The 16372-nt window shown below is 45.2% G+C and carries 17 protein-coding genes and 1 riboswitch; of the genes, 4 read left to right on the top strand and 13 right to left on the bottom strand.

From position 1 onward, the window contains the following. Window positions 1–27 precede the first annotated feature (27 nt). From GXP75_RS09340 to GXP75_RS09320, 5 genes are all read right to left on the bottom strand, one after another. Window positions 28–1299 carry an MFS transporter gene (locus GXP75_RS09340; RefSeq protein ID WP_150224998.1) on the bottom strand — a complete coding sequence of 424 codons (1272 nt, stop codon included), beginning with the start codon at window positions 1297–1299 and terminating at the stop codon, window positions 28–30. A 185-nt stretch (window positions 1300–1484) separates the two neighbouring features. After that, complete coding sequence (locus GXP75_RS09335; RefSeq protein ID WP_242556662.1) at window positions 1485–2066, bottom strand: cob(I)yrinic acid a,c-diamide adenosyltransferase; 582 nt, start codon at window positions 2064–2066, stop codon at window positions 1485–1487. A gap of 27 nt (window positions 2067–2093) precedes the next feature. Next, window positions 2094–3437 carry an ABC transporter ATP-binding protein gene (locus GXP75_RS09330; RefSeq protein ID WP_242556661.1) on the bottom strand — a complete coding sequence of 448 codons (1344 nt, stop codon included), beginning with the start codon at window positions 3435–3437 and terminating at the stop codon, window positions 2094–2096. After that, window positions 3430–4494, bottom strand: coding sequence for a FecCD family ABC transporter permease (locus GXP75_RS09325; protein WP_242556660.1), 1065 nt, complete (start codon window positions 4492–4494; stop codon window positions 3430–3432). Before GXP75_RS09325 ends, GXP75_RS09330 begins: the two co-directional genes overlap by 8 nt. Further along, entirely contained in the window at window positions 4457–5410 is a 954-nt protein-coding gene (locus tag GXP75_RS09320; RefSeq protein ID WP_214919007.1) for an ABC transporter substrate-binding protein, read from the bottom strand. The genes GXP75_RS09325 and GXP75_RS09320 overlap by 38 nt, the downstream gene beginning before the upstream one ends. 102 nt (window positions 5411–5512) lie before the next feature. Beyond that, a riboswitch (cobalamin riboswitch) is annotated at window positions 5513–5651 on the bottom strand. Between the two features lie 155 nt (window positions 5652–5806). Between GXP75_RS09320 and GXP75_RS09315 the strand changes: the two genes are divergently transcribed. Next, window positions 5807–6598: an SDR family NAD(P)-dependent oxidoreductase gene (locus tag GXP75_RS09315; RefSeq protein ID WP_242556659.1), complete on the top strand. Its 792-nt coding sequence runs from the start codon at window positions 5807–5809 to the stop codon at window positions 6596–6598. A gap of 39 nt (window positions 6599–6637) precedes the next feature. Here GXP75_RS09315 and GXP75_RS09310 read toward each other — a convergent pair whose 3' ends face one another. The 5 genes from GXP75_RS09310 to GXP75_RS09290 form a co-directional block, all read right to left on the bottom strand. Next, complete coding sequence (locus GXP75_RS09310; protein ID WP_242556658.1) at window positions 6638–7516, bottom strand: SMP-30/gluconolactonase/LRE family protein; 879 nt, start codon at window positions 7514–7516, stop codon at window positions 6638–6640. A gap of 77 nt (window positions 7517–7593) precedes the next feature. Next, window positions 7594–9336: a HAMP domain-containing sensor histidine kinase gene (locus tag GXP75_RS09305; protein WP_214919003.1), complete on the bottom strand. Its 1743-nt coding sequence runs from the start codon at window positions 9334–9336 to the stop codon at window positions 7594–7596. Beyond that, window positions 9333–10052, bottom strand: coding sequence for a response regulator transcription factor (locus GXP75_RS09300; protein WP_061570662.1), 720 nt, complete (start codon window positions 10050–10052; stop codon window positions 9333–9335). Before GXP75_RS09300 ends, GXP75_RS09305 begins: the two co-directional genes overlap by 4 nt. A 124-nt stretch (window positions 10053–10176) precedes the next feature. Beyond that, window positions 10177–10410 carry a sigma-O factor regulator RsoA gene (gene rsoA / locus GXP75_RS09295; RefSeq protein WP_061570663.1) on the bottom strand — a complete coding sequence of 78 codons (234 nt, stop codon included), beginning with the start codon at window positions 10408–10410 and terminating at the stop codon, window positions 10177–10179. A gap of 3 nt (window positions 10411–10413) precedes the next feature. Next, entirely contained in the window at window positions 10414–10944 is a 531-nt protein-coding gene (locus tag GXP75_RS09290; RefSeq protein ID WP_088118517.1) for a sigma-70 family RNA polymerase sigma factor, read from the bottom strand. A 207-nt stretch (window positions 10945–11151) separates the two neighbouring features. Here GXP75_RS09290 and GXP75_RS09285 point away from each other — a divergent pair, with 207 nt between their 5' ends. The 3 genes from GXP75_RS09285 to GXP75_RS09275 all read left to right on the top strand — a co-directional run bounded on the left by GXP75_RS09285 (window position 11152) and on the right by GXP75_RS09275 (window position 13051). Next, on the top strand, window positions 11152–11307 hold the full coding sequence (locus GXP75_RS09285) for a YvrJ family protein (protein ID WP_003326957.1): 156 nt from the start codon (window positions 11152–11154) through the stop codon (window positions 11305–11307). Between the two features lie 123 nt (window positions 11308–11430). Continuing rightward, window positions 11431–12588, top strand: coding sequence for an oxalate decarboxylase family bicupin (locus GXP75_RS09280; protein WP_242556657.1), 1158 nt, complete (start codon window positions 11431–11433; stop codon window positions 12586–12588). 70 nt (window positions 12589–12658) lie between these two features. After that, window positions 12659–13051, top strand: coding sequence for a YrvL family regulatory protein (locus tag GXP75_RS09275; protein WP_061570666.1), 393 nt, complete (start codon window positions 12659–12661; stop codon window positions 13049–13051). Between the two features lie 88 nt (window positions 13052–13139). On the opposite strand, the gene GXP75_RS09270 is transcribed toward GXP75_RS09275, so the two are convergent. The 3 genes from GXP75_RS09270 to GXP75_RS09260 are packed head-to-tail and all read right to left on the bottom strand — an operon-like array spanning window position 13140 to window position 16225. After that, entirely contained in the window at window positions 13140–14366 is a 1227-nt protein-coding gene (locus GXP75_RS09270) for an ABC transporter permease (RefSeq protein WP_242556656.1), read from the bottom strand. Beyond that, on the bottom strand, window positions 14359–15048 hold the full coding sequence (locus tag GXP75_RS09265) for an ABC transporter ATP-binding protein (RefSeq protein WP_003326952.1): 690 nt from the start codon (window positions 15046–15048) through the stop codon (window positions 14359–14361). Before GXP75_RS09265 ends, GXP75_RS09270 begins: the two co-directional genes overlap by 8 nt. Then, the gene (locus GXP75_RS09260) at window positions 15032–16225 is read right to left on the bottom strand and encodes an efflux RND transporter periplasmic adaptor subunit (protein ID WP_242556655.1); all 1194 of its coding nucleotides are present in this window, start codon (window positions 16223–16225) and stop codon (window positions 15032–15034) included. The genes GXP75_RS09265 and GXP75_RS09260 overlap by 17 nt, the downstream gene beginning before the upstream one ends. Window positions 16226–16372: the final 147 nt, after the last annotated feature.

Genomic DNA, 16372 nt, shown 5'->3' with positions numbered 1-16372 from the left:
ATGCTTTTGCATGGGCGCCTTGAATATTTATATATGTACACTTGCTTCTCTTTCTCTTATTAAATCAGAGCGTTGGGCTTTGGCAAGCTTGGTGAACAGCAGAATTCCGATTCCCGCGAGAATTTCAATCGCGCCTCCGACAGCAATGACCTTCCCGGAACCAAAGGCATTTGCAGCATATCCGCAGGCAATGGCCCCGGCGGGAAGCGAAAGATTCGAGATCATATGGATGACCGCGTATACCTGAGGCTGATCTTCTTCATCCACGGACGTTTGGATAATGGTGTATTCCGGAACATTGATCGCGCTTACCGCCGCCCCAAATGCAAATGCGGCGAGGAATACAAGCGGCAAAAACGTGTTCATTCCCGTGATAAAAAAGGCGATTCCTTCTATGATACCGGCTGTTACAAAAAGCAGCCCGTATTTGTTCACTTTCACTTTCGCAAGGAGGAATCCCATTAAAAACGCACCGCCGGATGTGACTGCCTTTAAAAGAGAAAATGTGATCGGCAGACTGTTTAACTCCTCTGCCACATACACCGCGCTTAACGCCTCCCACGGAGCGGCTGCTAAGTTCATGAAGATACAATAAATGGCCAACGGATATAGAATTTGATGTTTTCTTACTAGAACAAAGCCTCTTTTTAATCTGCCAAAATATGTACCTCTTTGTGTGGCTGCCGGCAGATCCATCGTTTTTGTCTGAACCGCTTTATATTTGATAAAGAGAACTAAAAAGCCTGAAATCAGGTAAAGGATGAGGGCAAAGAGCATTGTATACGCAGGGCCGATAAAAGTCAGGATAGCTCCGCATAGCGTAAAAGCGCCGAGCCTAACAATTTGGGCGGAAGACTGCAGCAATGCATTCGCTTTTTGAATCCCCTGCTCGTTTACGATTTGCGGAATAATGGCAACAGATGCCGGGTTGTAGGCAGCACCTGTCGCTGAATGTAAGATCATAAGTGCCATAACGAACCATAAAGGAGAAAAACCATTGAAATAACATATAGGAATTATAAGTACAACTGCCGCTCTCGTTATATCTGAAAAGTACATCCAAAATTTAAGCGTGTTTTTTTTCATAAAAGGCCCTGTAATCGGGGCTAAAAACGCCTCTGGCAAAAAGGTGACGGCGATAAGAAGGGCCGTGCCGATCGCACCTTCCCCATCATAAATCAACAACCATAAAATTGAATTAAACGCAAAACTGTCTGCGGATATCTTTACCAGTCTAGAGTAAAAAAGATAGTTGAAATTTCTCTTCCAGACGCTTTCCCCATCAATGAATTTCACCATCTATCAGAGCCCCCCCTCGATTGCCTATATTTTACAACTCATTACAATATCTCATTTTCTCATTTTTCAGTCAATAATGCATAAGGTTCATTTTATTGTCATAAAAGGGAGAGAATTGACAAAGAAAGAGAAAGACGGATATGCCACACATAGAAAAAAGCCGGTATACCGGCTTTTTTTGAAGCTTATAATTCGGCGCTGTTCCGTTTTTGAAAAACGATGGCGCTTCTTTCATATTCCACATCGGCAATGCCGAGTCTCGCATTTGCAATTCGTGCAGCAGCGAAGAAGTAGTCAGATAAACGGTTGAGATAGCGGAGGGTCACTTCATGGATGTCTTCTTTTTTCATCAGCGCAACGACCTGCCGTTCCGCTCTTCTCGTAATCGTACGCGCCGTGTGAAGGAGGGCGGACGCTTTGGAGCCTCCGGGAAGGATAAACTTCTCAAGCGCGGGGGCTTCTGCTGTATAAGCGTCGATACGCGCTTCCAAAAAGGACACCGCTTCTGCCTTTAGCTTGCAGTCTTTATTTTTCGTAACTGCCGCCAAGTCCCCGCCGCAATCAAACAGCTCGTGCTGAATCGTAAGAAGCTCTGCCTTTATATCATCAAAGCCCTGATATTCTGAAAGCTCAGCCAACGCAAGCCCGACAAAGCTGTTCAGTTCGTCAACCGTTCCATAGCTCTCCACTCTCAGACTGTCTTTATCCGCTCTTCCGCCGATCAAGCTTGTTTTCCCCTTGTCACCTGTTCTTGTATAAAGTTTCAACACGCATTCCACCTTTTCAGCGTTTTCTTATTTCAACCTGTTTACCGCCTCTTTCACACACTCGTTTGCTCCAAAGCGGATCAACTGCATGAGCCGCTCTTCACCGGCTGTTTTCGGTGCAATCCCGGTTTCCTGGGAAGCCGCTATGAGTACGCCTCCATCCGCTGTTTGCCTCCCAGCGCCGAGGGCTTTTCCTCTGGCCTCTCCCGCCGTCATTACAGCACGCACAAAGGCTTCGTCTGAAAGATAACCGTTTATGAACATCCAAATCGTGAAATGGGACGATACGGAAATACAAACGGACAGGCCTCCATCTTCAAATGTCCGGCATACGGGCTGGCCAGGCTTATCAGCAGAAGCCATCGCGCATGTTTCCTGGAGAGTAAAACCCTCAGCCGTCAGCAGAGCGGCTAACTCTTCTTTCGTATGGGCCGGCATCTGCTTTTGTATAAATGTCCGGCTCCATGAAAAACCCGACCCAATACCACAAGCGGACAACACGCGGAGCGGCCTCTCTGTTTGTAAGAGGAGGCAGTCCCTTTCTGATTTCAACAAAGATGCAAAAGGAATGATTTCAGGCCCCTTAAGTACTGGCTGCTCGGGTTTTATGGCAATGAACGGTTTAGGTGATTCATGATGGACTAATGTATTTACTTCCGTATCATAAACCGTTTTGATTTGCCGTTCAGTCATCGCGTGCTCTGGTTTTCGCTTTTGGCCCGCCGTTCCGTTTTTCATAAACAACAACCAGTCACAGTACAGACTGGCCGCATTCACATCGTGAAAAATACCGACGGCAGCCAGCCCTTTTTCTCTCGTAAGCCGCTTCACTAAATCGAGCAATTCCTTTTGATACGACATATCAAGAAAATTGGTCGGTTCGTCTAACAACAAAACATCCGGCTGTTGGGCCAAGGCCTGAGCCAAGTAAACCCGCTGCTGCTCTCCCCCGCTCAGATCACGAATGGATTTCTGAGCGAATAGGGCCACCCCCGTCTGCTCCATCACTTCTTGAACAATCGCTTCGTCTTTTTCGTCCATCTGTCTGAATAACCCTTTTTGAAAGGGGTATCTGCCGAACGAAACGGTTTCTTTTACGGTGAAGGTAAAGGTTTGGCTCGTTTTTTGCGGCAAAACCGCCATGATTTGCGCGAGCTCTTTCGGCTTGTACCGCGCAACAGGCTTTCCGGCCAGATAAACGGACCCTTCCGCCGCTGGCAGAGTACCTGCCATTGCATTTAAAAGTGTTGTTTTTCCGCTGCCATTAGGGCCAAGAATGCCGAGAAATTCGCCTTTTTCAACAGAGAAGCTTATATTCTTTATGATACGCTGGCTTCCATATCCTCCCGACAGGTTACAAACGTTAATCATGAGTTTTTCCTCCGCGATGCTGGCGTAAAAGAATGAGTGCGAAAACCGGTGCCCCGGCCAAAGCTGTCATAATTCCGATAGGCAGCTCAACGGGCTCAATTAAAGTCCGTGAGACCACATCAGCAAGAACGAGAAAACCCGCGCCGATCAAAGCGGACAGCGGAAGCAAATGCCGGTGGTCAGTTCCCCAGATCAGCCTTGTGATATGCGGAATAACCAGGCCGACAAAGCCGATCGTCCCCGATACAGCGACAGCGCTCCCCGTCAGAAGGGAGCCGGCAATCAATATGATGATTTTTCTCCGCTGAACGCTGACACCGAGCATTCTAGCCTTATCCTCTCCATATGTCATGACATTCAGCTCTCTTCCATTAAGGATCAATAACACCGCTCCTTTCAGAAAAAAAGGCAGGAATAAAATCACATAGCGCCAGCCCCGCATCGACACACTTCCAAGCAGCCAATGGACAATCGGAAGCAGGTCATCCCCCGTCAGAGCAATCACAAGCGAGATCAGAGCGCCCAAAAATGAGTTTGTGATGATCCCGGTCAGGATGAGAGTTGAAACGGACATGGAATCATGGATAAGCCGGCTGAAGGAGAGAACGGTTAACATCGTCGCCAATGCAGCCGCGACACTTATAACCGGCAGTGTAAAACCGCCGATCATAGGAAGCTGCAAACCGAAAAACAATGTCATCACCGCGCCGGCGGAAGCTCCTGATGAGACGCCCAATGTGTAGGGATCAGCAAGGGGATTTTTCAGAAGCCCTTGAAAAGCTGCGCCGGCTAATGAAAGAGCAGCACCGACAAGCGCTGCCAGCACGACTCTCGGCAGGCGGATGTTCATCATAATATTGGTATACATCGGATCATAAGAACCGGCCGCACCCCCAAAGCCTTCATGCCAAAAGATACGAAGAATGACAGAAACGGGAATCTCTAAACTGCCGATAGAGATTCCCATCAAAATACTGCCGGCCAGAAACAGCAGGCTGATTATATACGCGGCCAAGCGATTATTTTGTAAACGTGTCAGGGTAAATGCTTTCCGCAAGTTCTTCGACCCCTTCAATTAAGCGGGGGCCGGAACGTGTAACCAGATCAGGATCAACATCATAAACGTTATGATGCTTCACTGCTTTTAGCACATTCCAGCCGTCGCGTTTTTCCACATCTGCCGCTTTTTCTCCGTCAGCTGTGACGATCGCGTCAGGGTTCAGCTTAACGATCGCTTCATCTGTCATTTGCACCCAGCCGGTTTGGCCAGATGCTGCATTTTTCGCGTGAATGACGTTCAGCATTTCATTCATAAACGTGTCTTTTCCCGTGGTATAGATTTCAGGGGCAGGAGACACCTCGACAAATACCGTTTTTTCATCCTTTTCAGAAATGGTTTTCGCTTTGTCTTTAATCTCCTGCAAGTCTGACTTCATGCTGCTGATTAGTTTATCAGCCTTATCTTCAGCGCCGGTTGCTTCACCTATCATTTCAATGGATTGGTATACCTCTTGAAACGATTGCGCGTCATTTACAGTCAAGACGGTAATACCCGCGTCTTTCAGCTGTTTCATAGCGTCCGCAGAGCTTGATATCGCCGATTCATGGGCTAGGACAAGGTCTGGCTTAAGAGAAATGACTTTCTCGACATTAACGTTCATATCTCCGACTTTTTCTACCTTCTTGACTTCTTTCGGATAGGTATCGTTTGTCGTGACGCCGATTACTTTGTCACCCAGCCCGAGGGCATATGTAATTTCCGTGTTGCTCGGCATAAGAGAGACAATTTTTTTCGGTTCTGTTTTGATGGTGACGTCTTGTTTAGAGGCATCATCAATTTTGACCGGGAACGCTTCAGAAGAGCCTGACTCCTGTTTTGCTTTGGAGCCGCTTTGGCTGTCAGCCCCGCTGCACCCCGTCATCAAAATGGCTGTCAAGACAAGCGCTGTCCATATCCCCGCGACCTTTTTCATATAACTTCCTCCTGTGGATGTATTAAAAAAGCATCTCTACGACGGTAAAGATGCTGTAAACAACAAATAAGCATTGTTTACACATCATCTGTCCTCGCAGACTACGTGTTGATCAAACAGGCAGGTATCCTGGCTTTTGGCGCAAAGGCCAATTACAGTGGCGGGACCGCACCGGCTTCGACCGGTTTCCCTATTAAGCCGGCTATTTTCACGTACCGGCACCCATTTGACATTCGTATCCTTTTTTCGGAGTAATTATACTATAAGTCTGTGAGGCTTGTATACGTGATATCATTGGCTTTTCAAGCTCCTTGTATGTATGAAAGCAAAATTCTCGTAAACACTAAAATTCATCCTGTATACTAAGTACCATTATTGTGAAAAAGGAATGATTTGATGGATTTACAATTAAACAATAAGCTTGTTGTCGTAACAGGCTCGACATCCGGCATCGGCAAAGCCGCAGCGAAAAGCTTTTTGCAAGAAGGTGCGGCGGTGATTGTGAACGGGCGAAAAGAAGAAACAGCGAAGCGTGCGGCAGAAGAGCTTGCTTCATACGGAACGGTTTACGGAATCGCCGCCGATTTGTCCAATCCTGCTGAAGCAAAAGACTTCATTGAACAAGTCAATCAAATCGGCGAAGTTGATATTCTTGTCAATAACCTCGGATTTTTTGAAGTGAAGGATTTTGCAGAGGTGACGGATGAGGAGTGGCATCAATATTTTGAAGTGAATGTGATGAGCGCGGTCCGTTTGAGCCGGCATTTCCTTCCAAAGATGCTTGCTGCAAACAGCGGGCGTATCCTGAATATCGCGAGTGAAGCGGGGGTCAAACCGCTTCCGCAAATGATTCCGTATTCCATGACCAAAACAGCGTTAATCAGCTTGTCCAGAGGGATGGCAGAAATGACAAAAGGCACAAATGTGACCGTTAATTCAGTGCTTCCGGGCCCTACTTGGACAGAAGGCGTGGCCTCCTACATGGAAGGGGCAGCAAAGGCTGAAGGACAGGATACCGATACATTTGTAAAAGATTATTTTAAAGTGAATGAACCGACATCACTTATCCAGCGCTATGCGACTGCCGAAGAAGTCGCCAATACGATCGTCTTTTTGGCTTCGGATGCAGCTTCAGCAATCAACGGAACGTCCCAGCGCGTAGAGGGCGGGATTATCCGGTCCATTTAAACGATAAAAAACGCACCCCGAGCAGGGTGCGTTTTTTACTTATAGTGTACCTGAGAATGGCGCCGGGATATATCCGCCAGTTGTAAGCCGGACGGAAAACAGGCCGCCCGCATGAGGCTGGTTGTATCTTTCGGTTTCCGTCATCTGCTCTGTCGCCGTTGTAATATAGAGGGTTTTTAAATCTTCACCGCCGAACGCGCAGCATGTCACATATTTGGCGGGAACCATGATCGAATCAATCCACTTCTTTTGGAACGGATCAATTTTAGCGACCCTGCCCCCGCCAAACAACGCCACCCAAAGCATACCGTCACGGTCAATCGTCATCCCATCCGGCGAGCCGTCAGATTCTTGGAAGCGATAAACTGTTTCCGGATTTGACACATCACCGCTGTCAGGATCGTATTGATAACAAACAATCTCCTGTGTCGGTGTGTCAATATAATACATCAGCTTACGTTCTCGGTCCCAATCCAGACCGTTTGATGTTGATACATTGTCTTTGATCTTTACAAGCCCGCCGTCTGACTCCAAACGGTAAAACGAGGCTGCTTCCTGTTTTCCTTCCATGCTTGTCGTTCCTGCCCACAGCCTTCCTGACGGGTCACACTTTCCATCATTAAAACGAAGGCTTTTGTCCATATCTTCCGGCTGCTTGATCGGAGTGAGTTTATTCTCCCGAAGGTGATAAAGGTAAAAACCGTCTTTCATTGTCATGATCAGCTCATCACTTGAATACTTAGCAAGCGATGTTACAAAAGATTTGAATGATACAGTATGATTTTCTTTTTCAGCGGGATCGAACACATGGAGCCGACTTCCCAAAATATCCACCCAGTACAAGCACTTTTTCTCCTCGTCCCATAATGGGCTTTCTCCAATTACAGCCCTTGTGTCAGCTTCTAAAACAGCTTCCATTATAAAAAACACCTCTCTGCTGGTTTGTTGTGCTTTTGTTATTCCCTGCAAAGAGGCGCCTGAAACAGATCCCCGCTTTACTTTTTTTGGAACAAGAGCGTGATGACAGTGCCGATCCTCATTCTGCTGTTCACATGAATGGTTCCGTTATGAAGATGCACCAGCTCCTTGGCAATTGCGAGACCCAGCCCGGTTCCGGCTGTTGAATCTTTTGTATTCGTTCCTCTGTAATAACGGTTAAACAAGTTGGTAATGGTCTCTTCGTCCATCCCTTTGCCATTATCCTTTACTTTCAATGAGAGATGTTCCTTAGAATCCTCCAATATCACTTGAATCGCCGTACCTTTATCATTATGCTTCACCGCATTTGCAAGCAGGTTCTCTAAAATACGCCGAAACCAGCCTTCATCAATCGGAAAACGGATATTCTGTTCCCTTGAAACAAATGAGACATCATAACCTTCTGAAAACGGATTTTTCTTAAAATCCTCAATGACATTTTGGAAGAATGGAACCACATTGATCAGCTGTCTATTCATCGGCAGAGCAGCATTTTTCAGACGATAGGTTAAATTTAAGTCCTCGATCAGCTTTGACATGTATTCTGATTTTTCCCTGACGACATGCCCGATTTCTTTCACCTCTTCAGCCGACCAGTCGTATTGTTTTGATTCGAGCATCATACTGTAGCCGTAAATTGTGCTGAGCGGTGTTTTTAAATCGTGAGAGAGGCCCGCAATCCATTCTTCTCTTGTGGTCTGAATTTTTTCCCTGTTTTTCTTGTCTCTTTTCAAAGTTTCTGTCAGCTGGTCCATTGATTCGAAAATTTCCCCGAAGAAACGGTACGGCTGTTTTGTTTTGCCTTTTTTATTTTTGCTGACAGGGCGCCCTTTTCGGTTTCTTGGTTCTTCCAGCCGTCCTTTTGATAGATTCACAAGCCATTTGATCGTGTGCAGGATCGGCAGGCCGAATCTGAAGGAATAATAAATCGTCATTAAACAAAGCATGAACACCAATGCACCCATAATAAGGAACAGGGCTTTTAGCGCAAATTTTAAAAATGACTTATTAAATTCGTGATCGGGAATGTAAACAGGGTTCGGTACAGAAGCCACCATCCATCTTGATTCGTCAATTCTCTTAAATGAGATTTCCCGCTTATAGTTCCAGGGCGCGGAGCTGTATTTCAACAGTTCCAGCTCATTCAGGCTTTCCCTTTCACTTTTTGTGCTGTTTAAGCTGTCAATGAGCTTGCCGTCATCATTCAAGAGATAGACAGCCCCTTTTTCCTGCTTGATGCAGTCTTTCGTGCTGTCTTTATAGTCCTTGAGCGAATCGATCGGTTTTTCCTGATTTTCTATATAGGTCAGCAGCTGTTCACTTTCTGATTTCCAGCCAAATAAAATGAGGTACGTATCGTCCTCAATCGTGACCGTCCAGTAATTCAGCTTGTAGTTCCCAAATTTCTTATTTTCATATATGGATAAGAGCTCTTTTTTGCTGTAGCTGCTTGGAACGTCTTTGGGCACGCGGTAGGCGTAATCCGTTTTTTCATCCTCATTGATAATCTGCAGCCAGCCGCGCTGCTTTTTCACCGACTTCTTCAAGAAATCATCTACATCCCATGAACCGTCTGACGTTTTATCCAGCCATGACTCGAATGTATCAGGCGTCGCTTTTGTAAGTCCCGAATTGGATTCCGCTTCGCTGAAACGCCAATCCAAATAAAAAAAGGAAGACACGGCCATCGCTGTTACAAGAAGAAGAATAAGCAGCATTTGTCCGAAAAAATGCAGCAGAAATTTCCCTCTCATTCTCATGATTGTTTGCCGTTTTCTTCCGGATTCGGAATGAATCGGTATCCAAGACCGCGGACTGTCACAATGTATTCCGGATCACTGGCGTCGCGTTCTATTTTTTCTCTCAGCTTGCGGACATGGACCATGACCGTATTGTTATCTCCATATGAAGGATAGCCCCATACTTTTTCATAGATTTGATCCTTTGACAACACAACATTGGGATGGTCGCAAAAATACTGGAGAAGCTGCAAAAGCTGGGCGGAGCAGCTGACAACTTTCCCGCCTACAATTAACTCGGCAAACTGAGGATAAAATGTAAAATGCTCATATGAATACGGCGTGCTTGAGCGCCCGTCTTCCTGTTTATACGTCCGTTTCAAATGCGCCCTGATCCGCGCCACTAATTCAAGCGGATTAAAGGGTTTTGTAATATAATCATCGGCTCCTGAGGCAAAGCCTGACAGCTTATCCGCGTCGGAGGACTTGGCTGTCAGGAAAAAAATCGGCGCGTCGGAATACTCACGGATCGCGGCGCATGCCTCAAAACCGGACATTCCATCCATCATGACGTCCAGCACCAAAAGGTCTATTTTTTCCTTTTTGACGATTGGGATGGCTTCTTCGGCGCTTCCCGCTGTCATCACGTTTTGGAATCCTTCTTTATCGAGAACGCGTTTGACCATATCTACAATGGCATTCTCATCATCTACGATCAAAATTGAAGCTTTTTCCACTTCCCACTTTCCTCTCTTTCTGTCTTTTTTTCATCATATCATTATATGGTGGAGAATTGGAAAGAAAAACGAGAACCGCGCATCAGTCAAGTTTTTCCGAAAATGAGAAAAAAATCAGCTGAAATCAGTTTTCTTCCATATATTCTACAATAAATTCCCAAAACCCCGGGACCTCCTGACAAAGCAGCATGTCCGCTTTTTCAAATATCTTGATTTTCAGCTCCTGCTCCAAATCTTCTCTTTCCTGAAAGGATGTATTCCTCAATTTCTTTTTAATCATTGGTGAAAACCCTGCGATCAGTCTTTCTATTTCTTCTGCATCTGTTTTGTTGTTATGGTTCTCATGCAACCGGCTCACAGCTTATTTCTCCCCCTTTTCTAGCGCTGCCATCTGTTTTCTGATATTCTCCAGCCCTTTCTTATGAATATTTGAGATGTTTTGGCGGGATTCTCCCAATGAGTCGGCGATTTCTTGCATGGCAGCCCCATGTACATAAATTTTCGTTAATACGCTTTTTTGTTTTTCAGTCAGCCCCTGAATGGCCTGATAAAGATTTTGGTCTTGAATATGCTGGCCTAAATCCTCTTCCAGATTCAAAAATTCCTCATAGGCATCATTTCCCCCTTGTACAGGCAGCCGCTCCCCAGCCTCAGGATGATCGACAGTCAGCGGATAACGGTTTTGATTTTTTCGAATGCGTTTGTCAAAGTCGATTGAAAAGATGCGGATCATAGAATTCATATATTTGATAATACGAATTTCTTTGTAAAATTGCTTGAACTTTGCGTCGAGCGATTCCGCATCCTTCTCATTGGGATTTTCCATTACATTTTTAAACAAGCGATAATGCTGAGGATTGCTCAAAAAATGCTTTACAATGGGATGTTTCATAATTTCCTTACATTTTGACCGTAACAGAACTTGATAGTCCATAAAACCGCCTCCTATTTAAATTAAATGAAAGAAAACAAAAGAAAGTAAACTACTACTATCAGCCTAAGAACATCACCCGCTGAAAATTTTTAATAGGGTTTGCGATTTCATTTGTTTTTTTCACTTATATAAATGACTGCATAAAAAGCAGGGAGGTGTTTAAAAATGGATCAGGTTTTTGCAGAAGAGGCTGTGAGGCAGATCGGCAATGTCGGCTTTCCGGCATTGATCGCCATCTATCTCCTCACCCGTTTTGAGAAGAAATTCGATCAGCTTCTTGAATTGATGACAGACCTGAAAGAACAACAATTTAAAAAATAATGATTCATCAGGTTGACGTACCGTTCACTTTTTTCACTTAACATGACAGAGGGAAAACGAAGGGCCTTTCACATTCTCTTTGTAACGACAAATAACAAACCAAATTTGAGAGGAGAACAAAACATGAAAAACGAAAAAAACATCCCGCAGCCAATCAGCGGAGAAAAAGGGGCAACAGTAAAAATTCCGCGCAACATAGAGCGTGACCGCCAAAATCCGGATATGCTTGTACCGCCGGAAACGGATCACGGAACAGTTGAAAACCTGAAATTCTCTTTCTCAGATACACATAACCGTTTAGAAAAAGGCGGTTATGCCCGTGAAGTAACAGTTCGGGAACTTCCGGTCTCCGATAACATCGCTTCTGTTAATATGCGGCTGAAGCCGGGGGCCATTCGCGAGCTTCACTGGCATAAAGAAGCCGAGTGGGCTTATGTCATCTATGGATCAGCCCGGATTACGCTTGTTGATGAAAAAGGCCGCAGCTTTATTGATGATGTGGGAGAAGGAGATTTATGGTACTTCCCATCAGGGCTGCCGCATTCTATTCAGGCATTGGATGAAGGCTGCGAGTTTTTGTTAGTATTCGATAACGGCGGGTTCTCTGAGAACAGTACATTCCAGCTGACAGATTGGCTCGCACACACACCGCAAGATGTAGTGGCAGCGAATTTCGGCCTTACGGAAAAGGATATTGCCAACCTTCCGTCTAAAGAAAAGTATATTTTTGAGACAGCCTTACCCGGCTCCCTTGAGAATGACCAGGTGGAAGGCCCGAATGGCGAGGTTCCTCATCCATTCAGCTACCGTCTTCTTGAGCAGGAACCGATTACAACTGATGGAGGAAAAGTGTGGATTGCCGATTCTTCTAATTTTACAGTTTCTAAAACCATTGCCTCTGCCCTTGTTGAAGTAGAGCCGGGCGGAATGCGGGAAATGCATTGGCACCCAAACACAGACGAATGGCAGTATTTCATCTCAGGCCAGGCAAAAATGACGGTATTCGCTTCAGACGGTCATGCCAGAACCTTTAACTATCAAGCAGGCGATGTCGGTTATGTTCCTTTTGCCATGGGACATTACGTGCAAAATACCGGGGACGAGCCTCTGGTCTTTTTAGAAATTTTCAAAGATGATCATTATGCAGATGTTTCTTTAAACCAATGGCTTGCCATGCTGCCTGAGACATTTGTTCAGAATCATGTCGATTTAGGAAAAGAGTTTACAGATGCACTCCAAAAAGAGAAGCATCCGGTTCTCAAAATAAACCAAAACAAATAAATTATCGGCTTGCAGAGAAACCAACAGCGTTTCTTTGCAAGTTTTCTCTGTTGGAGAGGGGGAACCAATGATGAAACTGACACATTTCATCCAATATGCAGTGGCGGCGGCTGCTGTATTTACAGGCTACTTTTTAGGTATTTTTATTGTCTTTCATCTGACCGATGCAAATTATGAATCGATCTTTTATGTGCTTCTGTTTGCCGCCATATTTTTGGGCCTCAGCCTATGCTTTGAACCATTTGAGCTGCTAATGATACATAGCTTCAAAAGCTTCAAACTGAATAAAAACCATTTGTTTTTTTTAGCCGGCTGTGTTCAGGTGTTATTTTTATGGATGACTATCTACACAGCAGATGAATTCATTAAGGGGATCTGGCTGTCCACAACAGAGGAGTTTATCATCGCCGGGGTGTTTTTTGCTTTTGATGCATGCTTTTACAAAAAGAAAGCTTTTGCGTGAATGGGGGCTTTAAGTAAAAAAAGACCTTCGGGGACGAAGGTCTTTTCATTATTTTTACAAACAATCGCTTCTAAGACATGTCACTTTCCTATTCATACCGGAGCGCGTCTACAGGCTGAAGCTTTGAGGCCTTGATAGACGGCAGCAGTCCGAATATGATGCCGACCGCCATCGAGAAAATGAGCGCGCCGGCCACGGCAGGAACTGAAACGATAAAAGGCATTGGATAAAATACCGTTATCAGTTTGGCAATGCCGCATCCAGCAAGAACGCCGAGAATTCCGCCAAGGCTGGTCAGCACTACCGCTTCGGTTAAAAATTGAAATAAAATGACACGGCGTTTCGCTCCAAGGGCTTTTTTAATGCCGATTTCACGCGTGCGTTCTGTCACAGAAACAAGCATAATATTCATTACGCCGATGCCGCCGACCAATAGAGAGATGCTGGCGATGCCGCCGAGCAATAGAGCAAAGGCCTGATTGAAAGATTCCATTTCCTCTGCAATCTCCTGTAAATTTGTCACGCTGTATTCCGCTTTTTCCAATTCAGCTTCCGGCAGGCTTGCATTAAGCAAATCGGCAGCCATCATACCGGCTTCTTGAATATGGTCAGATGAATCAGCCTGTACGGCAATTTGCGTCGGAGCGTCAAAACCTTCAATGAGCGGCCATACTCCTTTAGGGAGATAAAAAATCGGATTTCCGTACTCCCCGTAATACACGCTTTCGTCCTGCTTTTTTTCAGTAAAGATTGCGGCGACGCGGAATGGCGTACCGTTAATCTCCACTTTTTTATTAATCGCGTCTCCGTCGGGAAACAGCTCGTCTCTTGCATCTTCATTGATCATGACAACCTGATGCTTGCTCCCCAGCTCCTTGTCAGTCAGCGCTTTTCCTTCTGTGGTACGGATCGGAAACATATTGAAATAGTCCTGATCTACACCATACACCTGCGGGTAAGCGGAATTCGTTAAATGAAAGGCTGTGACGCCTTCTGCCAAGTGATACAATGAAACTCCTTTTACCATCGGATCTGATGTAATAGACTCAATGGTTTCATCAGATATGGGAGGAGCGGTTGTATAAGAAAGCTCATGAAAGCCTTCCTCTTCTCCGCCATTCTGCTGATACACCACATTAATCGAGTTGTTTCCCATCCCGATCATGCTTTGCTTGAGCTGCTCACTTTGCCCTTTAATCATAGAAACTATCGCGATAATCGCCGCGATTCCGATAATGACCCCAAGCATCGTTAAAATTGACCGCAGTTTATGTGAGAGAATGGATTGAAAGGAGATACGTATATTTTCAAGCATGGTTCACATCCCCTTTCTCATCTAAAACCAGCTCGCCGTCCCTGATAAAGACCGTTCTGTCCGCTTTTCTGGCAACATCCGGATCGTGTGTGATCATAATAATCGTCGTGCCTTCTTCATTTAATTGTGAAAATAAGGACAGAATTTGCTCGCTCGATTTGGTATCAAGCGCTCCGGTCGGTTCATCCGCCAAGATAAAACGCGGCTGATTGACAAGAGCCCTGGCAATGGCCACACGCTGCTTTTGACCGCCTGACAGCTTCGTCGGCTTATAAGCTACTCTGTCTTTTAAACCGACCTTTTCCAGCGCATCATACGCTCTTTGTCTTCTTTCTTTTTTCTTTATCTTGTTATAAATCATAGGAAGTTCGACATTTTGCAGCGCCGTCAGCCGAGGCAGAAGATGGAATGTCTGAAATACAAAACCAATTGATTGGTTGCGGATGTCGGCTAAGGCGCCATCTTTTCCCCTCAGCACATCCATCTGTTCAAGCTTATAGCTGCCGGATGTCGGCCTGTCCAAACAGCCTAAGATATTCATTAAAGTTGATTTCCCCGAACCAGAAGGCCCCATGATCGCGATAAATTCCCCGGCTTCTACTGTCAGATTAATGTTTTTTAAGATCGGGACCTCTTCTTTTCCCAGCTTGTACGATTTATAAATATTATTCAGTGTCAGCATCGACTGTAACCTGCTCCCCTTCCTTAATTGGAAGATCCGGGTAGATCACATAATCTTCCGGTGTCAGGCCGCTCTTAATTTCAACCATGTCATTCTCGTCCGGCTCCCCGATTTCCACGGTTTGTTTCACAGCCTTCTGCTCTTCATCAGTCTTCCAGACATACGGCTCGCCGTCGTCCTGCACGATCATATCCGAAGGGAGCTTAACGCTGTCTGAATTCGTGTCGTCTCCGAGTACATCAATGTTGACATGGTAGCCGACCTCAAGCCCCTTATGATTATCAAGCAATATCGTAAAAGGATAGTTTGAGGACTGAGGATTCATTTCCTCTTCACCATAGCTTTCTGCCTGTCCGTCCTCTTCAGTGCCTGCCGGGAGTTTGCCAATGTCAGTGATTTTGCCTGTCCATTCGCCTTCCCCGCCTGTTTTCAGCGTAATTTTCACTTTGCTGCCTTTTTTGATCGTGTCCATTAACAGCTCGTTGACTTGGCTTTTAACGAGATAGGCGCCTGTAGACACTATTTGAATATACGGTCCTGATGCCTGATCGCCGCTCGCCCCGTCAGCTATGTCCTGATTAACGGTTTGCACGATTCCGTCATGTTTACTCGTGATGACGTTTGATCCTTTGCTTTTTGTCAGATTCGCAAGCTCTTTTTGATGCTGTTTCAGTTCAAGATTGCTTGTCTTCAGATCAAATCTTGCTTGATCAAGCTCATCTTCCAGCTGTGATTTTTCTTCTTTGCCAGCTTTTTTTAATTTTTTCTCTGTATCGGCAATTGTTTTTTCTAAACGGTTAATTTGGAGATTGGCCATTTCTATGTCCAGATTGCTTTGCTCGACCTCGTCTGAATTGTCCGCTGTGTCATATTCAAACAGCTTGTCACCTTTTTTTACTTTGTCGCCTTCTTTTACATAGGTTTTTTTAATGCTGCCTTTCTCTGAATCTATGTATACTTTCTGCTGTTTTTCGGGTTCAACTTTTCCAGAAAACGAATTAGCGGAAGCCGTTTCTTCACCCATGAACATGGAAACTGATTGAGCGTACGGTTCTTCAGCCCCTCCCACTGATCTTGCATGTGTAAAGAAGTAAACCGCTCCGAAGCCGACACCCGCCAACAACAGTACACCCGCAAATATCAGACTGAATATCAGCCATTTTTTCTTTTTGGACACTTTTATCTCCTCTTTCCGTTCACTCTGTAATATTTTTGAAACATTCTAACCAATATTATCTATTATTTCTATATAGCTTGCAATCTTTTTCTAAAAATCGTATGTTTCTGCATGAAAATACAAAAATCCCGGCCATGGACCGGGATT

Source organism: Bacillus sp. HU-1818 (genome assembly GCF_022695965.1).
Classification (GTDB): domain Bacteria; phylum Bacillota; class Bacilli; order Bacillales; family Bacillaceae; genus Bacillus; species Bacillus atrophaeus.
This window is presented reverse-complemented; position numbering and strand designations above follow the sequence as displayed.

What these genes read in the sequence shown, in the direction of transcription:
- GXP75_RS09290 (WP_088118517.1), bottom strand. Translation starts at nt 10,944, where the DNA reads ATGAAACATCCCATTGTAAAGCATTTTTTGAGCAATCCTCAGCATTAT.
- GXP75_RS09285 (WP_003326957.1), top strand. Translation starts at nt 11,152, where the DNA reads ATGGATCAGGTTTTTGCAGAAGAGGCTGTGAGGCAGATCGGCAATGTC.
- GXP75_RS09330 (WP_242556661.1), bottom strand. Translation starts at nt 3,437, where the DNA reads ATGATTAACGTTTGTAACCTGTCGGGAGGATATGGAAGCCAGCGTATC.
- GXP75_RS09305 (WP_214919003.1), bottom strand. Translation starts at nt 9,336, where the DNA reads ATGAGAATGAGAGGGAAATTTCTGCTGCATTTTTTCGGACAAATGCTG.
- GXP75_RS09310 (WP_242556658.1), bottom strand. Translation starts at nt 7,516, where the DNA reads ATGGAAGCTGTTTTAGAAGCTGACACAAGGGCTGTAATTGGAGAAAGC.
- GXP75_RS09320 (WP_214919007.1), bottom strand. Translation starts at nt 5,410, where the DNA reads ATGAAAAAGGTCGCGGGGATATGGACAGCGCTTGTCTTGACAGCCATT.
- GXP75_RS09275 (WP_061570666.1), top strand. Translation starts at nt 12,659, where the DNA reads ATGAAACTGACACATTTCATCCAATATGCAGTGGCGGCGGCTGCTGTA.
- GXP75_RS09265 (WP_003326952.1), bottom strand. Translation starts at nt 15,048, where the DNA reads ATGCTGACACTGAATAATATTTATAAATCGTACAAGCTGGGAAAAGAA.
- GXP75_RS09340 (WP_150224998.1), bottom strand. Translation starts at nt 1,299, where the DNA reads ATGGTGAAATTCATTGATGGGGAAAGCGTCTGGAAGAGAAATTTCAAC.
- GXP75_RS09280 (WP_242556657.1), top strand. Translation starts at nt 11,431, where the DNA reads ATGAAAAACGAAAAAAACATCCCGCAGCCAATCAGCGGAGAAAAAGGG.
- GXP75_RS09270 (WP_242556656.1), bottom strand. Translation starts at nt 14,366, where the DNA reads ATGCTTGAAAATATACGTATCTCCTTTCAATCCATTCTCTCACATAAA.
- GXP75_RS09315 (WP_242556659.1), top strand. Translation starts at nt 5,807, where the DNA reads ATGGATTTACAATTAAACAATAAGCTTGTTGTCGTAACAGGCTCGACA.